Source organism: Segeticoccus rhizosphaerae (assembly GCF_005222685.1).
In the GTDB taxonomy this organism is placed as follows: domain Bacteria; phylum Actinomycetota; class Actinomycetes; order Actinomycetales; family Dermatophilaceae; genus Segeticoccus; species Segeticoccus rhizosphaerae.
In genome coordinates this window covers 14,973-33,604 of sequence record NZ_SWMA01000024.1, presented here as the reverse complement: position 1 = coordinate 33,604, position 18,632 = coordinate 14,973, and the positions used below count along the sequence as shown (strand labels likewise).

The window sequence follows — 18,632 nt, the reverse complement described above, 5'->3', positions numbered from 1 at the left end:
CCGCTGGATGCCAGGGGCGACGGCTCGCCGTCTCTGGGCCCTTCGTCGGTGCCGAGGGTCCGGAGCAGGGACAATGGGTTCATGAGCGACATCCCGCGCCGGGCCGTGGTCCGCAGCGCGAAGCTCGCGGCGCTGCCGCTGGGCTTCGCGGGCCGGACCGCGATCGGTCTCGGCAAGCGGGTCGGCGGACGACCCGCCGAGGTGGTCGCGGCGGAGATGCAGGCGCGCACCGCCGAGCAGCTGTTCAAGGTGCTGGGCGAGCTCAAGGGCGGCGCGATGAAGTTCGGCCAGGCCCTGTCGATCTTCGAGGCGGCGATGCCCGAGGACCTCGCGGGCCCCTACCGGGCCACGCTGACCAAGCTGCAGGACGCGGCGCCCCCGATGCCGACGAAGACCGTGCACGCCGTGCTGCGGGACGACTTCGGTCCGCGGTGGCGTAGCCGGTTCACCAGTTTCGAGGACCGGCCAGCGGCCGCAGCGTCGATCGGCCAGGTGCACCGGGCGGTGTGGGCCGACGGCCGCCCGGTCGCGGTCAAGGTGCAGTACCCGGGGGCCGGGCCGGCCCTGCTCAGCGACCTGAGCCAGGTCTCGCGGGTGGCCAGGGTCGCCGCGGGGTGGATCCCGGGTCTGGACCTCGCGCCGATCCTCGAGGAGCTGAAGGGCCGGATGGCCGAGGAGCTCGACTACCGGTTGGAGGCGACCTCCCAGGCGCAGTTCGCCGAGGCGTTCGCCGGCGACGAGACCTTCGCACTGCCGGACGTGGTCGACTCCAGCGAGCACGTGATCGTCAGCGAGTGGCTGGAGGGGCTACCGCTCTCGTCGATCATCGCCGCGGGCACGCCAGAGGTCCGCGACCAGGCGGCGACCCGCTACATGGAGTTCCTCCTCGCCGGCCCGCAGCAGGCGGGGCTGCTGCACGCCGATCCACACCCCGGCAACTTCCGGCTGATGCCCGACGGCCGGCTCGGCGTCATCGACTTCGGCGCGGTCAAACGGTTGCCTGACGGGCTCCCCGTGGAGATGGGCGAGCTGCTCACGCTCGCGCTCGAGGGCGATGCGCAGTCACTGCTGGAGGGCTTGCGCGAGCTGGGATTCGTCAAGTCCACGATCGACCTGGATGCGGAAGCGGCCCTCGCCTACCTCGAGCCGTTCATCGCCCCCCTGCGCACCGACACGTTCACCTTCAACCGGCCGTGGCTGCGCGGCGTGTTCGCCCACATCAACGACCCACGACGGCCGCAGTTCTCGGTGGGTATGAAGCTCAACCTCCCTCCGGAGTTCCTCCTGATCCACCGGGTCTGGCTCGGCGGCATCGGGGTGTTGTGCCAGATCGGCGGGCAGGTGCCGGGCCGGGCCATCGTCGACGACCTGCTGCCCGGAGCGGACCTGCCCCCGCTCTCCCAGGCATGACGAAGGCGGAGGCGCTTCGACCGGGTGGTCGAGACGCCTCCGCCTCAGGATCAACGCTGGTGACTCCCCCGTGGGATCACCCGCGTCGCTGTCGACGCTCGGCACGCCGGGCCTCCATGGCCACTCGCAGCGAACGCCGGCGGACACCCTGGTCCGTCTCCGTACCGTTGCGCTGGGCCATTCGGGCACGTGCCAGGTCCTCATACATGAGGTGATACATGGTGGAACTCCTTGAAAAGTCAAGAGATTGACGGTGAGGGGGACGCCGGTCGGATGCGTTGACACGCACCCGACCAGGTCCGGTCGTGAGGCCGGGACCACGCATCAGGCGGCCACCGTCGACTTGCGGGGACGCCCTCGCGGACGCTTCCGTGCGACGACCACGCCCTGGATGAAGAGCTGGCCGCCCCAGACGCCCCACGGCTCGGCGCGATCGAGCGCTCCGGCGAGGCACTGGGTCATGACCGGGCAGGAGCCGCACAGGCTCTTGGCGAACTCGACGTCCTCTGGCCGCTCGGCAAACCACATCTCGGGGTCGTTCACTCGGCACGGGATGTCCTCGCCGGCCTCATGCGCCTGGGCGTTCTTGTCGATCAGTTGCGATAGCTGCATCGGGGTGTCACCTCCAACGTGTCGTCGCCCTCGGTCCGAGGGCTGGTCCTGTTGTGTGTTCCGTGTCGCTCCAGGGCGGGGCAGGGTCTCTCCCGTGACCTCGGAGCTGGTGCTGCTCTTCATTGCTGGCTTCCTGGTGGTCTTGGGCGGCCTGCTCGACACACGAGAAAGGCCGCGGATCCCGGATGTCGGGTTCCGCGGCCTGGGGGTGACCTGGTCTGGAAGTGCTAGACGGGAGGTCTTCCGGAGCCGACGAACGCGACATCACTGTTGAGGGACTTGGGGGTGGCGTAGAACGCGAGGTCAACCACGACACGAGTCGTGTGGACCGCGGCAGCGCCGCCGATGGCGAATGCGGACACACCGGTCCCCTGACCCATCCCACTGATCGGCGAGATCAGGGCGCGGCCGGCAGCCTGCGGGCAGCCGACGAGGACGCGGGGCTTGTGCATCGCGTTCGACATCGTGGTGATCTCCATCAGGGCCAACCTCCTCATCTCGTCTCGTGGTGTTCCACAGCAGGCCATTTCGGCCCCTGTGCGGTTCGTACGCATGAAAGAGTAGAGCAGGCGGACCTACGGCGGCAAAGCATTTAACGAGAAATCTTCACGCTGGGTCGCTCACGGCGCGTCACTGTTCCTGAGTTCGGTTGCTGCAGAGCCCTTTTCGGCGATCTCGGCCGGGTCGGATCCGTCCAGAACCGCCAGTACGGACGCGCCGTAGCGCTCGAGCTTGCGCGTCCCGACCCCGGAGATCGTCGCGAGATCTCCCAGTCCCGCGGGGCGTCGTTCGGCGATCGCGGTCAACGTCGCGTCGGTGAAGACCACGTAGGCCGGCACCTTGGCATCGGTCGCGACGGCCAGACGCCAGGAGCGCAGCGCCTCGAAGGTCGCCTCGTCGTAGGTGGGTGGGCAGGCGCTGCACCGACCGACTTTCCGCTCGGCCGCGGTGTCCAGGCCGGTGCCACAGGTGCGGCAGAAGGCCGGACGCGCGGGCCGCGCCGCCCGGCCACGCGACCGGGACTTCGGCTGGGAGCGGGCCCCCTCCCCCAGGACGCTGGCAGCGTTGTCGAGGAACCGGGACGGTCGGCGCGAGGCGCGCCCGCCCGGGTTGCGCGCCGCCGCCCACGAGAGCCGCAGCTCTCGGCGCGCGCGGGTGAGCCCGACATACATCAGCCGGCGCTCCTCCTCGATGGCCTCGATCCCCTCGGCCATGCTGATCGGCAGCAGGCCGTCGCTGCACCCGACCAGGAAGACCGCGTCCCACTCGAGCCCCTTGGCCGCGTGCAGGGAGGCCAGGGTCACGCCCTGCACGGTGGGCGCGTGCTGCTCGGAGGCCCGGCGGTCCAGCTCGACCACGAGGTCCGGCAACCGCGCGTCCGGCACCGCCGCCGCGAACTCGTCGGCCAGCGAGGCGAGCGCCTGCAGCGACTCCCACTTCTCGCGGGTCGCGCCGCCGCTGCTCGGCGGGGTGGGACCCCAGCCGGCGCCGCCGAGGACGTCACGCACGAGGTCACCGAGCGGCTTGGTGGCGTCGTCGCTGCGGGCCGCCCCGCGCAGCAGCAGCACCGCCTGCCGGACCTCCTGGCGCTGGAAGAAGCGCTCACCACCGCGCACCAGGTAGGGGATCTCGACGTCGGCCAGGGCGGACTCGAAGCCCTGGGACTGGGCATTGGTGCGGAAGAGGATCGCGATCTCACTGGCGGGCACACCCTGCCCGACGAGGGCCGCCACCTGGCCCGCGACCCCCACCGCCTCCGCCTGGTCGTCCGGGTAGGCCGTCAGTCGGGGCTCGGGGCCCGGGGCTCCCTGGGCGCGCAGCTCGATGGTCCGGCCCTGGCGGCCCTGTGGACCACCGCGGACCACGAGGTTGGCCAGCGAGATCACCTGCGGGGTCGAGCGGTAGTTGCGCACCAGCTCCACCGTCTCGGCCCCGGGGTGGCGGTTCGGGAACTCCAGCAGGTGGCGCGGCGATGCACCGGTGAAGGAGTAGATCGTCTGGGCCGCGTCGCCCACCACGCACAGGTCCGAGCGGTCGCCGAGCCACAGGTCGAGCAGGTGTTGCTGGACCGCGTTGACGTCCTGGTACTCGTCGACCACGAAGTGGCGATACTGCGAGCGCACCGTGCGGGCGATGTCGTCGCGCTCGGCAAGGATGCCGGCCGTCATCAGCAGGACGTCCTCGAAGTCGATGACGTGGCGCTCGGCCTTGACCTCCTCGTAGGTCTCCAGCACCCGGGCCATCGCGGTCGCGTCGAGACCGGCAGGGTCACGGCCCGCACGCCGCGCGGCCGCGGGGTAGGTCTCCGGCGTGAGCATGCTGACCTTGGCCCACTCGACCTCGGCGGCCAGGTCGCGGATCGTGGTGCGGTCGAGCTGCAGCCGCAGCCGCGAACCCGCCTCGGCCACCGCGGGAGCCTTGTGCTTCAACACCTCCGGGGCGGCTCCGCCGATCGCCTGGGGCCAGAAGTAGTGCAACTGGCGCAGGGCAGCCGAATGGAAGGTCCGCGCCTGCACGCCCGGCACGCCGAGCTCGCGCAGCCTGGTGCGCATCTCGCCGGCGGCCCGCGCCGTGAACGTCACCGCGAGCACCCGGCCTGGTTGGTACGCGCCGGACAGGACGCCGTAGGCGATCCGGTGCGTGATCGCGCGCGTCTTGCCGGTGCCGGCGCCGGCCAGGACGCACATCGGCCCGAGCGGTGAGGCGGCGACGAGCCGCTGCTCGGGGTCGAGCGCGGCGAGGACCTCGTCGGGGCTGGGGGGTGTGGACATCACCCCGATCCTCCCAGAGGCCACCGACCGGCGGCGAACCCCTGTGGACCGCTCACGGCCGCCGGCCGGCAGGCGGCGGTCGACCGCGGTGGGGTCGGGCTGCGGTGTGCCGGGTGTGTCGCGTGCGCCGGTTCAGCGCGGTGGCACGCCGTAGACGTGGGTCACCTTCAGTCGCGCCACCAGCCGCCGGTCCGCCACCATGGCGGCGCGGTAGTCCTCCCAGTCGGGGTGCTCGCCGTTGATCAGGCGGTAGACCTCGATCAGCTCCTCGACGGTGGCGTCGCCCGGTGCCGCCGCGACCGGCGACAGGTCGACGTCACCCTCGAGCACGGCATACGCCCATCCGTCGTCGGACCGGACGAACAGTGAGGCCCGCGGGTCGCGGCGCAGGTTGCGCGTCTTGGCGCGGTCGTCGGTGATCGACACCCGCACCAGGTCGGTGTGGTCCTCGAAGACGTAGCTGACGTGGGACAGCTGGGGGCGTCCGTCGCGCTTGATCGTCGTGAGGACGCCGAGATGGTGTCGGGTGGCCAGCTGCCGCAGTGCGGCGGTGCTTTCGGAGCTCATGCCCTCACTCTGCCACCGCTGGCCGTGGCACTCGCGACCACGGGCGCTCGGGGCTTCGCTGCGCTGGCTCGCGCACGCTGTCGTCGCTGCTCACCGGCGATCGACCGCGCGCAGCCCCTCCACGGGCTCCTCGGCCTGGGTCAGCGGACCGCCGTACCACTCCTCGATGAGGTGCCGTGCGATCGACAGCCGCGACGAGAGCCGCAGCTGACCGCTCGCCGCCCGCTGCGCCACCTCCTCGCGGGTGTACCAGCTCGCGGCGGCGATCTCGACCGGGTCGAGCCGCAGCTGCGCGCTCACGGCCCGGGCCGTGAACCCCACCATGAGCGAGGCCGGGAACGGCCAGGGCTGGCTGCCGCGGTAACGGACGTCGATCACGGTCACGCCGACCTCCTCGAGGACCTCTCGGGCCACGGCCGCCTCCAGCGACTCCCCGGGTTCCACGAAGCCGGCGAGCACGGACCCGCTGCGCTCGTGCCACTGCGGTCCGCGGGCCAGCAGGATCCGATCGTCCTCGTCGGTGACGGCCATGATCACCGCCATATCGGTGCGCGGGTAGTGCTCGCTGCCGTCCTGCTCGCATTGGCGCACCCAGCCCGCCTCGCGGGGCACCGTGGTCGCGCCGCACCGGGGGCAGTGGGTGTGGGTGCGGTGCCAGTTCGCCAGCGCGAGCGCCTCGGCGAAGAGACCGGAGTCGTGGTCACCGAGGCTCGCGCCTGCCCGGCGCAGCGTCTGCCACTGCTCGTCGGCCGACTCCTGGGCCTCCTCCTGGGTCTCCTCATGGGCCTCGTCGAGCAGCGCGACGTATGCCGAGCCGCCACCATCGCGGCCCAGGTAGACCACCAGGTGGTCGCCGTCCCCCGGCTCGGGCTCGCGCAGGGCGAGGCGCAGACCCTCGTCCGTGGGTTGCGTGCGGGCACGGTCGCCGCGCAGGTGCAGCACGCGGGTCGCGGGGTCGGCCAGCAACCCGGTGAGCAGCTCGGGCTCCCTCCGCACGTGGGCGTCACGGTCGAGGGCGCCGTTCGACAGGGAGAGCTCGAGCAGGGTTTCCGACGACAACGTCACGCCTGCCAGCCTAGGACGCCGTGACGTCATACGGTGGGCGGGTGACACGCAGCCCGCTCGCTCTCGCAGCCCTCGCCAGCGCCGCCGTCCCCGGTCTCGCACCCGTCTCGGTCCAGGGCGTCACCGCACGCACCGGCGAGCAGTACCAGGTCGCCTTCCTCGAGGACCAGGAGGGCCGCCGGTGGGTGGTGCGGCTGCCGCTCAACGCCGTCGCCGCCGCGCAGCTCGACGAGGGTGAGTCCCTGACGCGGCTGCTGGCCCGCCGGATGCCGTTCGCCGTGCCGGTGCCCCAGGGCTACGCCCAGCTGAAGGAGGGTGGGCGCGCCGCCGTCTATCCCCGGCTCGCCGGCGAACCCCTCGACTGGACCCAGCTGCCGGCCGGTTCGAGGCTGGCCGCCGAGGTGGGGCGGGCGATCGCGGCGGTGCACAACGTCGACCGCGGGCTCTACGACGAGGCGGGCACACCGTCCTACGACGCCGACACCTACCGCACCCGCCGGCTCGCCGATCTCGACCGCGGGGCCGCCACGGGCCACGTGCCGACCGGGCTGTTGTCGCGCTGGGAGCACGCGCTCGAGGAGGTGACGCTGTGGCGGTTCGCCACCTGCCCGGTCCACGGCAACCTCACCGACCGGCACGTGCTGGTCGCGTATGACGGGTCCGACGACGCCGGTGCCGGCACCGTCAAGGGGCTCACCGGATGGGAGCGCGCTCAGGTGGCCGACCCGGCCGACGACTTCGGGACCCTGGTGACCGGGTGCGCGCCGGCCGCGTTCGACACGGTGCTGGAGGCCTACTCCCACGCCCGGGCGGAGCGCCCCGACAAGCACCTGGAGCGTCGCGCGCGACTGGCCGGCGAGCTGCGGGGACTGACCGCCCTGCTCGAGGCCGTCACCTCCGAGGACGACGAACTGGTCGAGAGCCGGGCGCAGGCGCTGCGACGCCTGGACCAGCACGCGCACGACACCGACCTGTTGCCGCCCCCGACCCGCTCCGTCCCGGCCGGGTCGCCTGCCTTCGCCGACAGCCTCGAGGGCGGGGAACTGCCCGACCTCGACGCGGACACCGGGTCGACCCCCGAGGCCGCGGCGCCGTCCACCGATGACGAGGGAAAGGGCTTGGACCAGGGCGGGGCCGTCACGCCGGACACCGAGCCCGCAATGCCGGCGCCTGCCGAGCGCGAGGACGGCGGTGACCACGAGGCCGCCGTCGCCCCATCCGCAGCGGCCGGGGACCAGCAGGTGACCGAGTCGTTGGAGTTCGACGCCCCGGCCGGCGACGAGGAGGCGAACGAGTCGCTGGAGTTCGGGGCACCGTCGGACGCCCACGTGCCGCAGTTCGACCCGACGGAGGCCGCCGAACCGAACGCCGGTGACGACGACCCGTCCGGACCCAGCCGCTCCTGAGGCAGCGGTCCGGACGCGGACGCGAGGTCGGACCCGGGCGAGCCCCAGCGAAGTCGCCGTTGCTCGACCGAGCCGCGAGCTCAGCCGATGAAGTAGGACGGATCAGCGGGGTACCGTTCACCCCCGAGGGGTCGCTGAGCATCGATCAGGGCCTGGCGGGTGGAGCTGGCGCGTGGAGGCACGCCGTGGTCTCCCTCGGCGCCGGCATGGCCGTCGCTCTGCTGGTCGATGAGGTTGATCGCGACCGTCAGGGTGGCCAGAGCACGCTGCTGCCGGGAGGTGGACGTCCGGTCGGCGAGCGCGACCAGACGAGAGCGGGCCTGTCGCAGGACGTGCCCGCGCAGCACGGGATCGTCGGGGTGAACCTGCGCCACCAGCTCCTCAGCCGGCCGCAGCGGTGACCACTCGGCAGGGGCGGCGCGGCGCAGCACCCAGCGCAGCACCGAACCGGCGCTCTGGCCAGGGCCGGGCGGTGGGGCACCGGCGCCGAGCTGCGCCGTGGCCAGGGGGTCGATCGATCCGGTCCGAACCGCGTCGTGGGGGTCGTGGGGGTCGGGGGGAAGGTCTGCCGAGTCCATGAGTGTCTCCTGGCAAGCTGGCGCCACGCCACCAGGGTCACGGGAGGCCTCACCAGGCCGAGGTCAGGGGCCCGCCGCTCATCTTCGACCGTGCGCACCGATCCGTCAACGGTCCAGCGGGCCGTATGCTGGAAGCCTCGTTCACCACGTTGAGCCAAGCATGGGATCGGCTTCATGCGGCTTCGCCAGCCCACCCGGAGGCCCCCATCTACGACCATGGGCTCTACCTGAGGACGCTCTCGGAGTTCACCGCCAAGCTGCTGGTTCCGTATGAGGTCGACGCCGTGCTCGACGAGTTGGCCGAGCGCGTCACCAGCGTGCTCGGCCTGCTCGGTAGCGGGGTCAGCCTGCACAAAGGGGAGCGGCTGGAGGTCGTCACCGCGGTCGACTCCCGGATCGCCGCGGTGGAGCTGGCACAGCAGGACAGCCAGGACGGCCCGTGTGTGGAAGCTGCCCGCACCGGCCGAGTGGTGTCGGTGGATGACCTGTCCATCGACGTCGACCGGTGGCCCGACTACCAACGCGCTGCACGGCAGGCCGGTGTGCTGGCCGTGGCCTCGTTGCCGATGCGGCTGGCCGGGCGGACCGTCGGCGCGCTGAACCTCTACAGCGAGAACCGCCGACAGTGGAGCACAGAGGATCTCGCGGCAGCCACCGTGATGGCCGACATGGCCACCGCCTACCTGATCAATGCCTCCGAGCAGCGCCGCCAGGTCGAGCTGAACGAGCAGCTGCAACACGCCCTGGACGCTCGGGTCATCATCGAGCAAGCCAAGGGCATGGTCGCCACCAGGCAACAGATCAGCGTCGAGCTCGCCTACGAGCGGATCAGGGCCCACGCGCGACGCCGCAACGCCACCGTGCGCGCCGTCGCCGAGGCGATTGTGCGCCTCGGCCTCCAACCGGCCCAAGATGCACCCGGAGACGACCCCACCGGCCCGCAGCACGAGGCGTGACCGCGACGTCGTAGCCACCGCCCACCGTCACTCGGGCACGGCACGCAGGACGTCCAACAGGTCGGTCTCGCCGAGCAGCTCCGGCCAGACCGTGCGCCCGGTGGCCGCGTAGTAGAACGCGGCGTCGACGTCCTCGACCTCGATCCCGCGCAATCGGGCAAACGCGAGCCGGTAGGCGGCGAGCTGAATCGCCCTGATCCGCGCCCGCTCGCCGGTCGGCTCGGCTCCGGTCTTCCAGTCGACGAGCGTGAACCCACCTGCGGGACGGGCGAACACCGCGTCGATACGGCCGCGGATCGCGATGCCGTCGACGACGGTCTCGACCGCGATCTCGACCGCCTCGGGCCGGCGACCGGCCCACTCGCTGCGCAGGAACCGAGCCTTCATCGCGGGCAGGTCCTCGTCGAGTCCCGGGTCCTCGTCGGCGCTTCCGGGCAGGTCGAGAAGGTCGACCAGCGCCGCCTGGGCGTAGTGCTGCTCCACCCAGGCGTGGAAGGCGGTGCCGCGGCGTGCAGCCTGCGCCGGAGGCGTGGGCATCGGCCGGCGCAAGGCCAGCGCGAAAGCCTCGGGATCGGTGGCCAGAGCCACCACGGAGGAGGCCGAAAGGTGGCGCGGCATCCGGACGGCCTCGGCGTCGCGCCGACCCGCTCGGTCCCGCTCGGCGAGCAGCATCTCGATCTCCTGCTCCCGCGGGTCGATCGGGAGCATCGGAGCCGTTGTCGCCCCGTCACGCGTCTCCGCCATCGCGTCGAGCACCGCCTGCACGGAGTCGGTCAGCTCGAGCCTGCGATGCGACTGGGCATCCACCGGCCACGAGACGCTCTGGCTCTGCTGGGTCCGGGGGTTGACCGCCTTGCCGTGATCGTCCGGCTCCGGCATCTGCGCCCAGACACCGACCTGCGCCAGACCGGCCTCCACCAGCTCATCGAGGAACCGAGAGGTCACCCGGGGGGACTTGCCATCGGCCCAGACGTGCGCCGTGAGCAGCAGCTCCCGCCGCGCTCGGGTGAACGCGACGTAGGCCAGACGCCGTTCCTCGGCGATCGCGTGCTGCCCGCCCTCGAGCACGAAGCGTTCGAGGTCGTCCTTGAGCTCCGCCAGGTCGGCAACCTCCTTCCAGCGCCAGCGTGGCAGCCCGTCGCAGTCACCCCGCACGTCGTAGGGCACGCCGTCGAGTCCGCTGCACCAGCCCTTGTCCTTCGGCGTACCGACCGACCACCGCCCGTCGGACCAACGGCTGCTGGGCGGCGAGGGCCACGACGGGAACGCGCCCTCCGTGAGCCCGGCGACGGCCACCACGTCCCACTCGAGGCCCTTGGCCGCGTGGACCGTGAGCACCTGCACCGCGTCGAGCGAGGCCTCCAGGGGCGCCTTCTCGAGCCCGCGCTCCTCCTCGAGCGCGGCGTCCAGCCACGCCAGGAAACCGCCGAGCGTGGGTCGGTCGGCGCTCGCGGAGAAGCTCGCCGCGACGTCGGCGAAGGCGTCCAGGTGCATCCGGGCGGTGGCGAGGGTGTGCTCGGGCCGGGCCAGCACCTCGATGTCGAGACCGAGGGCGCGCTCGGCCTCGCCCGCGAGATCTGCCAGCCCCAGACCGGTCAGCGACCGCAACCGCCGCACGACGTCCGCGAGCCCGGCCAACCGCTCGCGGGCCACGTCACCGATCCGCTGGCCGTCGGCCCCGTGCCAGCCCTGTGGCGGCAGCTCGTCGAGCGCCTCGACGATGCTCGCGCGCTCGCCGCTCTCGGGCGCCATGTCCCTGGTGTTCCTGGTGTCCCTGATGTCCTTGGCGTCGTTCGTGTCCTTGGCGTCCTTGGTCGCCCCCTTGGCCGCGTCCCGGCGCTGCAGGTGGCGTGACCAAGCGGCCAGGCCGTCCAGGTCGGCCGCGCCCAGCCGGCAGAGCGGCCCGGTCAGCAGCCGCATCAGGTGGTCGCCCCTGCCCGGATCGTGCACGACAGAGAGCAGCGCCACGATGTCGGAGACCTCCGGGGTGGTCAGCAGACCGCCCAGCCCGACGACCTCGACCGGCAGACCGCGCTCCTCCAGTGCCGCGACGATTGTCGGGAACTGGGACCGCTTGCGGCACAACACTGCTGCCGACCGTCCGGTGCGGGTCGCCCGGTCCGGACCGGTGAACCAGCGACGCTGCACCCAGTCGGCCACGTGCGAGGCCTCGTCCTCCAGCGTCGACAGCCGCGCCGCCTCGACCGAACCCTCCTGCGCGTCGGGACGCGCCCGCAGCAGCTGCACGTCGACGTGCGAGTCATCCCGCAGCGGCGCGGACGACAGGTTCGCCGTCGCGAGGATGGTCCGGTCGTTGCGCCAGCTGGTCGAGAGCGGCAGCACCGCGGCCGGCCCTGCGGCGTCACGGAACTCGCGCGGGAACCGGCTCAGCGTGGTCGCACTCGCGCCGCGCCAGCCGTAGATCGACTGGTGCGGGTCGCCCACCGCGGTGACCGGCACCGCCGGGCCGTCGTCAGGCCCTGCGGACGCGTCGGGCACGTAGAGGCTGCGCAGCAGGGTCAGCTGGGCCTCACTGGTGTCCTGGAACTCGTCGAGAAGCACCGCGCGGAAGCGCCCGCGTTCCATCGCCCCGATGTCGGCGAAGCGCATCGCCAGCCGCGCCGCCAGCGCCATCTGGTCGGAGAAGTCGAGCGCCTCGCGACGCCGCTTGAGGTCGAGGTATGCCGCGACGAGCGGCAGGATCTGACGTCGCCCCTCGAGGGTGCGCAACACGTCGCGGACCGGAGCAGGCACCGAGGAGGCCTTGCCGCCGCTGGGAAGGGCCCCCACCCGATCCGCCACCTCGCCGAGGAACCTGTCGAGGGCGTCCACCTCGAGCAGGTGCTCGGCCATCTCCCCCGCGATGGAGGTGACCGCTCCGACCACCGTCGACAGGGCCGGCGCAGCGCCGCCCGAGGTGCGGATCTGCTCCAATGGTCCGTCGTAGGACTCGGTTACCTCGGCGGCGTACTGCCAGGCGGCGGCCTCGGACAGCAGCCGTGCCTCCGGCTCGATGCCGAGCCGAAGCGCGTGCTCGCGCACCAGCCGGCCGGCATACGAGTGGTAGGTCGACACCGTGGGCGTGCCGCCGAGCACCTCGGCCCCGTCCTCGAGCTCGGGCGGCGTCCACAGCCCCACCCGCTGGAGTTGGCGCAGCCGTCGTCCGATCCGGTCGGACAGCTCTGACGCGGCCTTGCGGGTGAAGGTCAGCCCCAACACCTGGTCGGGCTCGACGTGACCGTTGGCCACCAGCCAGACCACCCGGGAGGCCATCGTCTCCGTCTTGCCGGAGCCGGCTCCCGCGACGACCAGCAGGGGTCGAAGCGGCGCCTCGATGACAGCGGCCTGCTCGGGCGTCGGTGGCGGCCCGCCGAGCGCGGCCGCGATCTGCGCAGCGGAGCGCACCGGAGCACGCCGGACGCGCTCCTCGCGCACAGCCCCGGGCTCGCTGGAGATCACCTCTTCGCGCAACAGATACATCAGATCGCCCTCCCCTCTGGCTGCAACGGGCAGCTCGTGCGGACCGGGCACCGCGTGCAACCGTCGCCGATCGTGGCCAGGACGGTCGGCGCGGCCATCCCCTCCGCCGTCTCCAGCACGAGCTCCTCCGCCCATGCCGGGTCATCGTCCCGCGCCAGCGGATCCTGCTCCTGCAGCGTGGTGTTCTTCAACGAGGCCTTGCCGATCTGCAACAGGGCCGCACCTGCGGATACGTCGCCGGCCTCCTCGAAGGCGCCGTGCTCGATCGCCACCTGGTAGGCACCCAGTTGCGGGTGCCGGGGCAGGTCGTCGGCGGGTGGCTTGCGGCCGCCCGTCTTGAGGTCGATCACGCGCACCCCGTGCTCGGGGTGGGTCTCGATGCGGTCGACCCGTCCGCGCAGCAGCGCACGGCCGAGCTGCACCTGCAGGTCGAGCTCGGTGCCGGCCCGCTGCCAGCCCTCCTTCCGGGCCTCGCGGTAGTAGCGCGCCAGCCGGCCCACCATCTCCAGGGCCTCCGACTTCTGCTTGCGTGAGACCCAGCTGTCCGGCAGCCCGAGCCGGGACCAGCGTGCCTCGACCTCGGCCGCGAGGGTGGGCTCGTCGACGTCGTCCAGCTCGGCGGCGATGTCGTGGATCAGCGTGCCGATGTTGGCCGCGCCCTGGTCGGGCCCGTCACCACCACAGGTGACCAGGAGCCACCTCAGGCCGCAGTCGGCGAATCCCTCGATGCGAGAAGGAGACACGCTGACCACGGCACCAACCGGCCGCAACGGTCGGTCGTCGCTGACGTCGGTGAGCGCCCACCAGGCGGCCGGGTCGGCGCCACGCACCTCCTCGGCTGCCAGCCGGGCCAGCTGTGCGGCCGCCACCTCACGTTGCTCGTCGGTCCCTGACACGAGCTCCCGTCGCAGCTCGGCGACCACGCCGGGCAGCGTCGCAGGGCGCGGCACGGGTGCGAAGTCACGATCCGCCTCGTCGTCGAGTGGGTCGACGAGGTCGAGGTAGACCGAAGGCTGTTCGTCCTCGCTGCGCACGGCAGTGACCAGCAACCGCTCTCTCGCGCGGCTCACTGCGGTGAGGAAGGCCCGGGTCTCGTCATAGCGGACGGCCGCCTGCGCCGCCCGCAGCGACTGGCCGCGTCCGGTCAGCACGTCGACCAGCCGTTCGGACCCCAGCAACGAGCCCCGCAGGCGCAGGTCGGGCCAGACGCCCTCCTGCACTCCCGCGACGACGACGAACCGCCACTCCCGTCCCGCCGCTCCCTGCGCCGTGACGAGCGCGACGGTGTGCTCGCTCGGGGCCCGCGCGACGAGGGTGTCCCCCGCGACGTCCTGCCCGCGGATGTGCTCCAGGAACCCGCCCGGCCCCATCTGGGGCAACCGGTCGACATACCGGGCAGCGGCGTCGAAGAGGGCCACCACCGCGTCCAGGTCACGGTCGGCGCGCGCGCCGGACAGGCCGCCGTCGAGCGCCGTGCGGGCCCAGGCCTCCCCCAGGCGGGTCGCCCGCCACATCGCCCAGAGGACCGTCTCAGCGGTGACCCCCGGAGCCCACCGGCGCACGCCGGACTCGTCGGTCACCGTGCGGGCGGCCTCGACCCCGGCCGCCACGGCTCTGGCCACTCGGCGGGCCGGCCCAGCCTCGGCGAGCCCGAGGATCAGCTGGTCGGGGTCGAGCACGACCGAGACGAGCAGCTCGTCACTGGTGCGACCCCCGCCCGCCTCCAGCTCCTCGCGGCGCAGCACCCGCCGCAACCGGCGCAACGACACCGAGTCGGCACCGCCGACCGGTGAGGTCAGCGCGTCGACCGCCACCTCGGCCGGGAGCGGGTCGGGGTCGCCCCACGCGACCTTGAGAGCGACCTCCATCAGCGCGAGGAGTGGACGCACCGCCACCTCGTCGCGCACCGGCAGCTCGGTCGCCGGCACCGAGACGGGCACGCCGGAGGCCATCAGAACCCGTCGCAGCGCGCCGGTGCGGCCCTGCCCGCGCACGACGACCGCCATGTCCTCCCACGGGATGCCATCGGCCAGGTGGGCGCGACGCAGCTCGACGGCGATCAGCGCAGCCTCCTGCGAGGCCGCCCTCACCAACGCGACGTCGCAGCGTCCGCCCGGCTGCGTCGCCACCTCGCGGTGGGCGACGCCGCCGACCGTCCCGATCCGGCGGGTCACCCGGTGCGCCACCTCCCGCAACACCTGAGGTTGCCGGTATGACGTGCCCAGGCTGATCGTCGTCGGACCACCCGCTGGCCCCACGGCCTCCGCGAGCTGCCCGAATGCCCTCGGGTCCGCGCCACGGAAGCCCTCGACAGTCACATCGGGATCTCCGATGAGCACGAGGTCGATCTGCGGGCTCGCGACCACCTGCAGCAGCCGGCTGGCCGCCGACGTGAGCTCCTGGGCGTCGTCGACGACCACGAGTCGCAGCGCATCGCGGACCCGGACGAGGGCAGTCGCATCCTCCTCCAGCAGCTCTGCGGCGGCACCCAGGATCCACGCGGGGTCGTAGGCGCCGGGCCGGGAGAACGCGGTCACCTCGTCGTACTCCGCCAGCACGCTCGCCGCTGCCACCCACTCGGGCCTCTCCTGCTCGCGACCGAGCCGGGCCAGGTCCCCGGCGTCGAGCCCGCGCTCGACCGCGCGCATCAACAGATCGCGCAGCTCGGCCCGGAAGCCTCGCGTGGGCAGAGCCGCCACCACGTGCTCGGGCCAGTCGGGCGCCCGCCCGTCACCGGAGGCGTGTCCGGACAGCAGCTCGCGCAGGATGATGTCCTGCTCGGGCCCGCTGAGCAGCCGGGGGGTGGGGTCGCCACGCAGCGCGGCAGCCTGTCGCAGGATGCCGAACCCGAAGGCCTGGTGGGTCCGGGCCAGGGGCTCGGTGGAGGTGCCGCCGAGCCGGGCGGTGACCCGCTGGCGCAGAGCCGCAGCAGCCACCCGGGTCGGCGAGAGCAGCAGGCACTGGTCGGGCCGGAGCCCGTCGGAGCGGACCCGGTCGACGACGGCCTCGACGGCGAGCGTCGTCTTGCCGGTGCCGGGGGCGCCGAGCACGCGCAGCACGCCGCCGCGGTGCGCAACCGCGGCGGCCTGCGCGTCATCGAGCTCTGGAGTCCCCTCGGCCAGATCGGGGGCGCGGCGCAACGTCAACACGGCCCGATCCCATCACGCCCCGCCGACACCACTGCCGAGCACCCACCACGACCCAGAGGCGTGGCGCCGCTACGCCCCACCTCACACTGGGACCCCCCGGCGCGACGAGGCACGGCGTCGTGGCGGGGTCGAACCCGAACTGCGGTGCACTGCGGAGGTGCGCTTCATCCCGGGTGGGTCGGTCGCTCCACCGGGCCGTCCCATCGGGCCCGGCGCAGGTCGACGCGCTCGCCGCGCAGCGGCGTGCCCTCCTCACGGTAGTGCTGATGCGCTTCCCCCTCGTGGCAGGCGGGCGGTCTCCCGTCGGCGCGGATGACCCGCCACCAGGTGGTCGCCGACCCGTAGTGCGACATCACCGAACCGACCTGCCGCGGTCCGCCCCGGCCGACCAGCTCGGCGATGTCGCCGTAGGTCAGCACCTGTCCCTCCGGGATGGCGTCGACGACGTCGAGCACCTCCTCGGCGTAGTCCGGCAACGCCAGCCCGTATGCCGCGTACGGGTCGGTCAGCTCGTCGGTCACCCCGGGTCTCCTCCCGTCTCGGGCCTGGTCAGGCCTCACTCAGGTCTGCTCGGTTCCGCCCCGCAACAGGTCGGTCTGCTCGACTGGCGGCACCACTGCACTCAGTAGGTCGGCAGGGACGGGTCGACCTCGGCCACCCAGGCGAGGACTCCGCCCTCGAGGTTGCGGGCGTCGGTGCGGCCGGACGCACGGAGCAGTCGCACGGCCTCCGCGGACCGGGCTCCCGACTTGCAGTGCACGATCACGGGGCGATCGGCCGGGATCTTCGACAAGGCGGCCCCCGAACGGAATTCGTCCATCAGGACGACGTCGGCGCCGGGGATGCTGACGATCGAGCGCTCCTCCGGACCGCGCACGTCGACCAGGGTCCACGGCTCGCCGTCCCCCGCCTCCCGGGCACGCAGCAGATCGCGCAGCTCGCGGACGCTCACGGTGGGGACCACGTCGGTGCCGGACCCGGCGTCGGTGACGGACGGCATACCGCAGAAGTCCCGGTAGTCGACCAGCTCGGTGATGGTCGGGTGCTCACCGCAGACCGGGCAGCCCGGGTCCTTGCGCACGGTCAGGGTGTCCCAGGTCTGCCGCAGCGCGTCGTGCACGAGCAGCCGGCCGACCAGCGGTTCGCCGATGCCCAGCAGCAGCTTGATCGCCTCGGTGGACTGCACCGAGCCCATCGCTGCCGGCAGCACACCGAGCACACCGCCCTCGGCGCAGGACGGCACGAGACCCGGCGCGGGCGGCTCCGGGAAGACGCAGCGGTAGCAGGGGCCGTGCTGGGCCCACCAGACGCTGACCTGGCCGTCGAACCGGTAGATCGAGGCCCAGACGTGTGGCTTGCCGGTCAGCACGCAGGCGTCGTTGAGCAGGTAACGGGTCGGGAAGTTGTCGGTGCCGTCGACGACCAGGTCGTAGCCCGAGACCAGGTCGAGGGCGTTGTCGGAGTCGATGCGGAGCCGGTGCTCGACCACCTCGACGCCCGGGTTGATCGCGGCGACGGTACGCGCGGCGGAGCTGGTCTTGGCGGCGCCGACGTCGTCGACCCCGTGCACGACCTGCCGCTGCAGGTTGGTGACGTCGACCACGTCGTCGTCGACGATGCCGAGTGTGCCGACGCCCGCGGCGGCGAGGTAGAGCAGGGCCGGGGAGCCGAGCCCACCAGCGCCGACGACCAGGACTCGGGCGGACCGCAACCGCCGCTGCCCCTCGAGGCCGACCTCGGGGATGAGGATGTGGCGGGCATAGCGCGAGGTCTCCGCCGGCGTCAGGCTGGGCGAAGCGGTGGGGACGCCGGCGTCGATGAGCGCTGCCGGACCGAGCACGGGAGCCATGTGTCTCAGCCTACGCGCGCGTAAGATGCGGTCGTTGAAACCAGCAGAGGACCGGAAGGGGCATTCCTCGTGTCACTGAGCTCGGACGTCCGAGGCCGCGGGGTGCGCATGCCTCGCTCCGCTCGCCGTATCCAGCTGCTCGAGGCCGCCCAGGAGGTCTTCGTCGAGGCCGGCTACCACGCCGCCGCGATGGACGACATCGCCGAACGCGCCGGGGTGTCCAAGCCCGTGCTCTACCAGCACTTCCCCGGCAAGCTCGAGCTCTACCTCGCGCTGCTCGACCAACACAGCAACGAGCTGACCGACCTCGTCGTGGCGGCGATGTCGTCCACGACGGACAACGCGCAGCGGGTCGCGGCGACCATCGAGGCCTACTTCGAGTTCGTGGACCGCGACGGCGCGGCCTTCCGGCTGGTCTTCGAGTCCGACCTCACCAACGAGCAGGCGGTCCGCGAGCGCGTCGACAACACCTCCACGGTGACCGCGCACGCCATCGCCGAGGTGATCGGCGAGGACACCCGTCTGCCGGCCGACGAGGCGCAGCTGCTCGGCATCGCGCTGTCCGGGATGGCCCAGGTGTGTGCGCGCTACTGGCTGGCGCAGGGCACGTCCATCCCCCGCTCCGAGGCGGCCCGGTTGGTGAGCATCCTGGCCTGGCGGGGGCTCGGCGGCTTCCCGAAGGCGGACCAGGGGGAAGAGTCGGCCCCCTCCGCGGGTTAGCCTCAGCAGGGAGCGGTCGTCCGGCCGTAACCATCCCAGCCCGTCGACAGGTGCACCGGCGCAGACCGC

14 protein-coding genes are annotated in these 18,632 nt (G+C 72.5%); 4 read left to right on the top strand and 10 right to left on the bottom strand.

Annotated elements, in window-relative coordinates; genetic code table 11:
- Positions 1 to 81 precede the first annotated feature (81 nt).
- Positions 82 to 1,410, top strand: coding sequence for an ABC1 kinase family protein (locus FCN22_RS15165; RefSeq protein ID WP_137122400.1), 1,329 nt, complete (start codon positions 82 to 84; stop codon positions 1,408 to 1,410).
- A gap of 324 nt (positions 1,411 to 1,734) precedes the next feature.
- Here FCN22_RS15165 and FCN22_RS15160 read toward each other — a convergent pair whose 3' ends face one another.
- The 5 genes from FCN22_RS15160 to nudC all read right to left on the bottom strand — a co-directional run bounded on the left by FCN22_RS15160 (position 1,735) and on the right by nudC (position 6,425).
- A complete protein-coding gene (locus tag FCN22_RS15160; protein WP_137122399.1) occupies positions 1,735 to 2,022 on the bottom strand; it encodes a WhiB family transcriptional regulator in 288 nt (95 codons plus the stop codon).
- Between the two features lie 227 nt (positions 2,023 to 2,249).
- Complete coding sequence (locus FCN22_RS15155) at positions 2,250 to 2,501, bottom strand: hypothetical protein (protein ID WP_137122398.1); 252 nt, start codon at positions 2,499 to 2,501, stop codon at positions 2,250 to 2,252.
- 141 nt (positions 2,502 to 2,642) lie between these two features.
- Complete coding sequence (locus FCN22_RS15150; RefSeq protein ID WP_137122397.1) at positions 2,643 to 4,793, bottom strand: ATP-dependent DNA helicase UvrD2; 2,151 nt, start codon at positions 4,791 to 4,793, stop codon at positions 2,643 to 2,645.
- A gap of 132 nt (positions 4,794 to 4,925) precedes the next feature.
- Positions 4,926 to 5,360 carry a PPOX class F420-dependent oxidoreductase gene (locus FCN22_RS15145; protein ID WP_137122396.1) on the bottom strand — a complete coding sequence of 145 codons (435 nt, stop codon included), beginning with the start codon at positions 5,358 to 5,360 and terminating at the stop codon, positions 4,926 to 4,928.
- A gap of 90 nt (positions 5,361 to 5,450) precedes the next feature.
- Positions 5,451 to 6,425, bottom strand: a complete 975-nt coding sequence (gene nudC, locus FCN22_RS15140; RefSeq protein WP_238384765.1) for an NAD(+) diphosphatase — start codon at positions 6,423 to 6,425, stop codon at positions 5,451 to 5,453.
- Between the two features lie 41 nt (positions 6,426 to 6,466).
- Here nudC and FCN22_RS15135 point away from each other — a divergent pair, with 41 nt between their 5' ends.
- Entirely contained in the window at positions 6,467 to 7,831 is a 1,365-nt protein-coding gene (locus FCN22_RS15135) for a phosphotransferase (RefSeq protein ID WP_162308227.1), read from the top strand.
- Between the two features lie 80 nt (positions 7,832 to 7,911).
- On the opposite strand, the gene FCN22_RS15130 is transcribed toward FCN22_RS15135, so the two are convergent.
- On the bottom strand, positions 7,912 to 8,409 hold the full coding sequence (locus tag FCN22_RS15130; protein WP_137122393.1) for a hypothetical protein: 498 nt from the start codon (positions 8,407 to 8,409) through the stop codon (positions 7,912 to 7,914).
- A 125-nt stretch (positions 8,410 to 8,534) separates the two neighbouring features.
- On the opposite strand from FCN22_RS15130, the gene FCN22_RS15125 reads away from it, so the two are divergent.
- Entirely contained in the window at positions 8,535 to 9,365 is an 831-nt protein-coding gene (locus tag FCN22_RS15125; RefSeq protein WP_137122392.1) for a GAF domain-containing protein, read from the top strand.
- A gap of 27 nt (positions 9,366 to 9,392) precedes the next feature.
- Here the strand turns inward: FCN22_RS15125 and FCN22_RS15120 are convergent, their stop codons facing one another.
- The 4 genes from FCN22_RS15120 to moeB form a co-directional block, all read right to left on the bottom strand.
- A complete protein-coding gene (locus tag FCN22_RS15120; RefSeq protein ID WP_137122391.1) occupies positions 9,393 to 12,845 on the bottom strand; it encodes an ATP-dependent helicase in 3,453 nt (1,150 codons plus the stop codon).
- A complete protein-coding gene (locus FCN22_RS15115; RefSeq protein ID WP_238384764.1) occupies positions 12,845 to 15,994 on the bottom strand; it encodes an ATP-dependent helicase in 3,150 nt (1,049 codons plus the stop codon). Before FCN22_RS15115 ends, FCN22_RS15120 begins: the two co-directional genes overlap by 1 nt.
- 164 nt (positions 15,995 to 16,158) lie before the next feature.
- On the bottom strand, positions 16,159 to 16,515 hold the full coding sequence (locus FCN22_RS15110; protein WP_238384763.1) for an MGMT family protein: 357 nt from the start codon (positions 16,513 to 16,515) through the stop codon (positions 16,159 to 16,161).
- Between the two features lie 101 nt (positions 16,516 to 16,616).
- Entirely contained in the window at positions 16,617 to 17,843 is a 1,227-nt protein-coding gene (moeB, locus tag FCN22_RS15105; RefSeq protein WP_137122389.1) for a molybdopterin-synthase adenylyltransferase MoeB, read from the bottom strand.
- 108 nt (positions 17,844 to 17,951) lie between these two features.
- On the opposite strand from moeB, the gene FCN22_RS15100 reads away from it, so the two are divergent.
- A complete protein-coding gene (locus FCN22_RS15100; RefSeq protein ID WP_137122388.1) occupies positions 17,952 to 18,563 on the top strand; it encodes a TetR/AcrR family transcriptional regulator in 612 nt (203 codons plus the stop codon).
- Positions 18,564 to 18,632: the final 69 nt, after the last annotated feature.

Bases quoted from the DNA above. Each gene is read 5' to 3' on its own strand.
- FCN22_RS15160 (WP_137122399.1), bottom strand. From the start codon at position 2,022: ATGCAGCTATCGCAACTGATCGACAAGAACGCCCAGGCGCATGAGGCC.
- FCN22_RS15130 (WP_137122393.1), bottom strand. From the start codon at position 8,409: ATGGACTCGGCAGACCTTCCCCCCGACCCCCACGACCCCCACGACGCG.
- FCN22_RS15150 (WP_137122397.1), bottom strand. From the start codon at position 4,793: ATGTCCACACCCCCCAGCCCCGACGAGGTCCTCGCCGCGCTCGACCCC.
- FCN22_RS15125 (WP_137122392.1), top strand. From the start codon at position 8,535: ATGCTGGAAGCCTCGTTCACCACGTTGAGCCAAGCATGGGATCGGCTT.
- FCN22_RS15120 (WP_137122391.1), bottom strand. From the start codon at position 12,845: ATGTATCTGTTGCGCGAAGAGGTGATCTCCAGCGAGCCCGGGGCTGTG.
- FCN22_RS15165 (WP_137122400.1), top strand. From the start codon at position 82: ATGAGCGACATCCCGCGCCGGGCCGTGGTCCGCAGCGCGAAGCTCGCG.
- FCN22_RS15100 (WP_137122388.1), top strand. From the start codon at position 17,952: ATGCCTCGCTCCGCTCGCCGTATCCAGCTGCTCGAGGCCGCCCAGGAG.
- FCN22_RS15155 (WP_137122398.1), bottom strand. From the start codon at position 2,501: ATGGAGATCACCACGATGTCGAACGCGATGCACAAGCCCCGCGTCCTC.
- moeB (WP_137122389.1), bottom strand. From the start codon at position 17,843: ATGGCTCCCGTGCTCGGTCCGGCAGCGCTCATCGACGCCGGCGTCCCC.
- FCN22_RS15145 (WP_137122396.1), bottom strand. From the start codon at position 5,360: ATGAGCTCCGAAAGCACCGCCGCACTGCGGCAGCTGGCCACCCGACAC.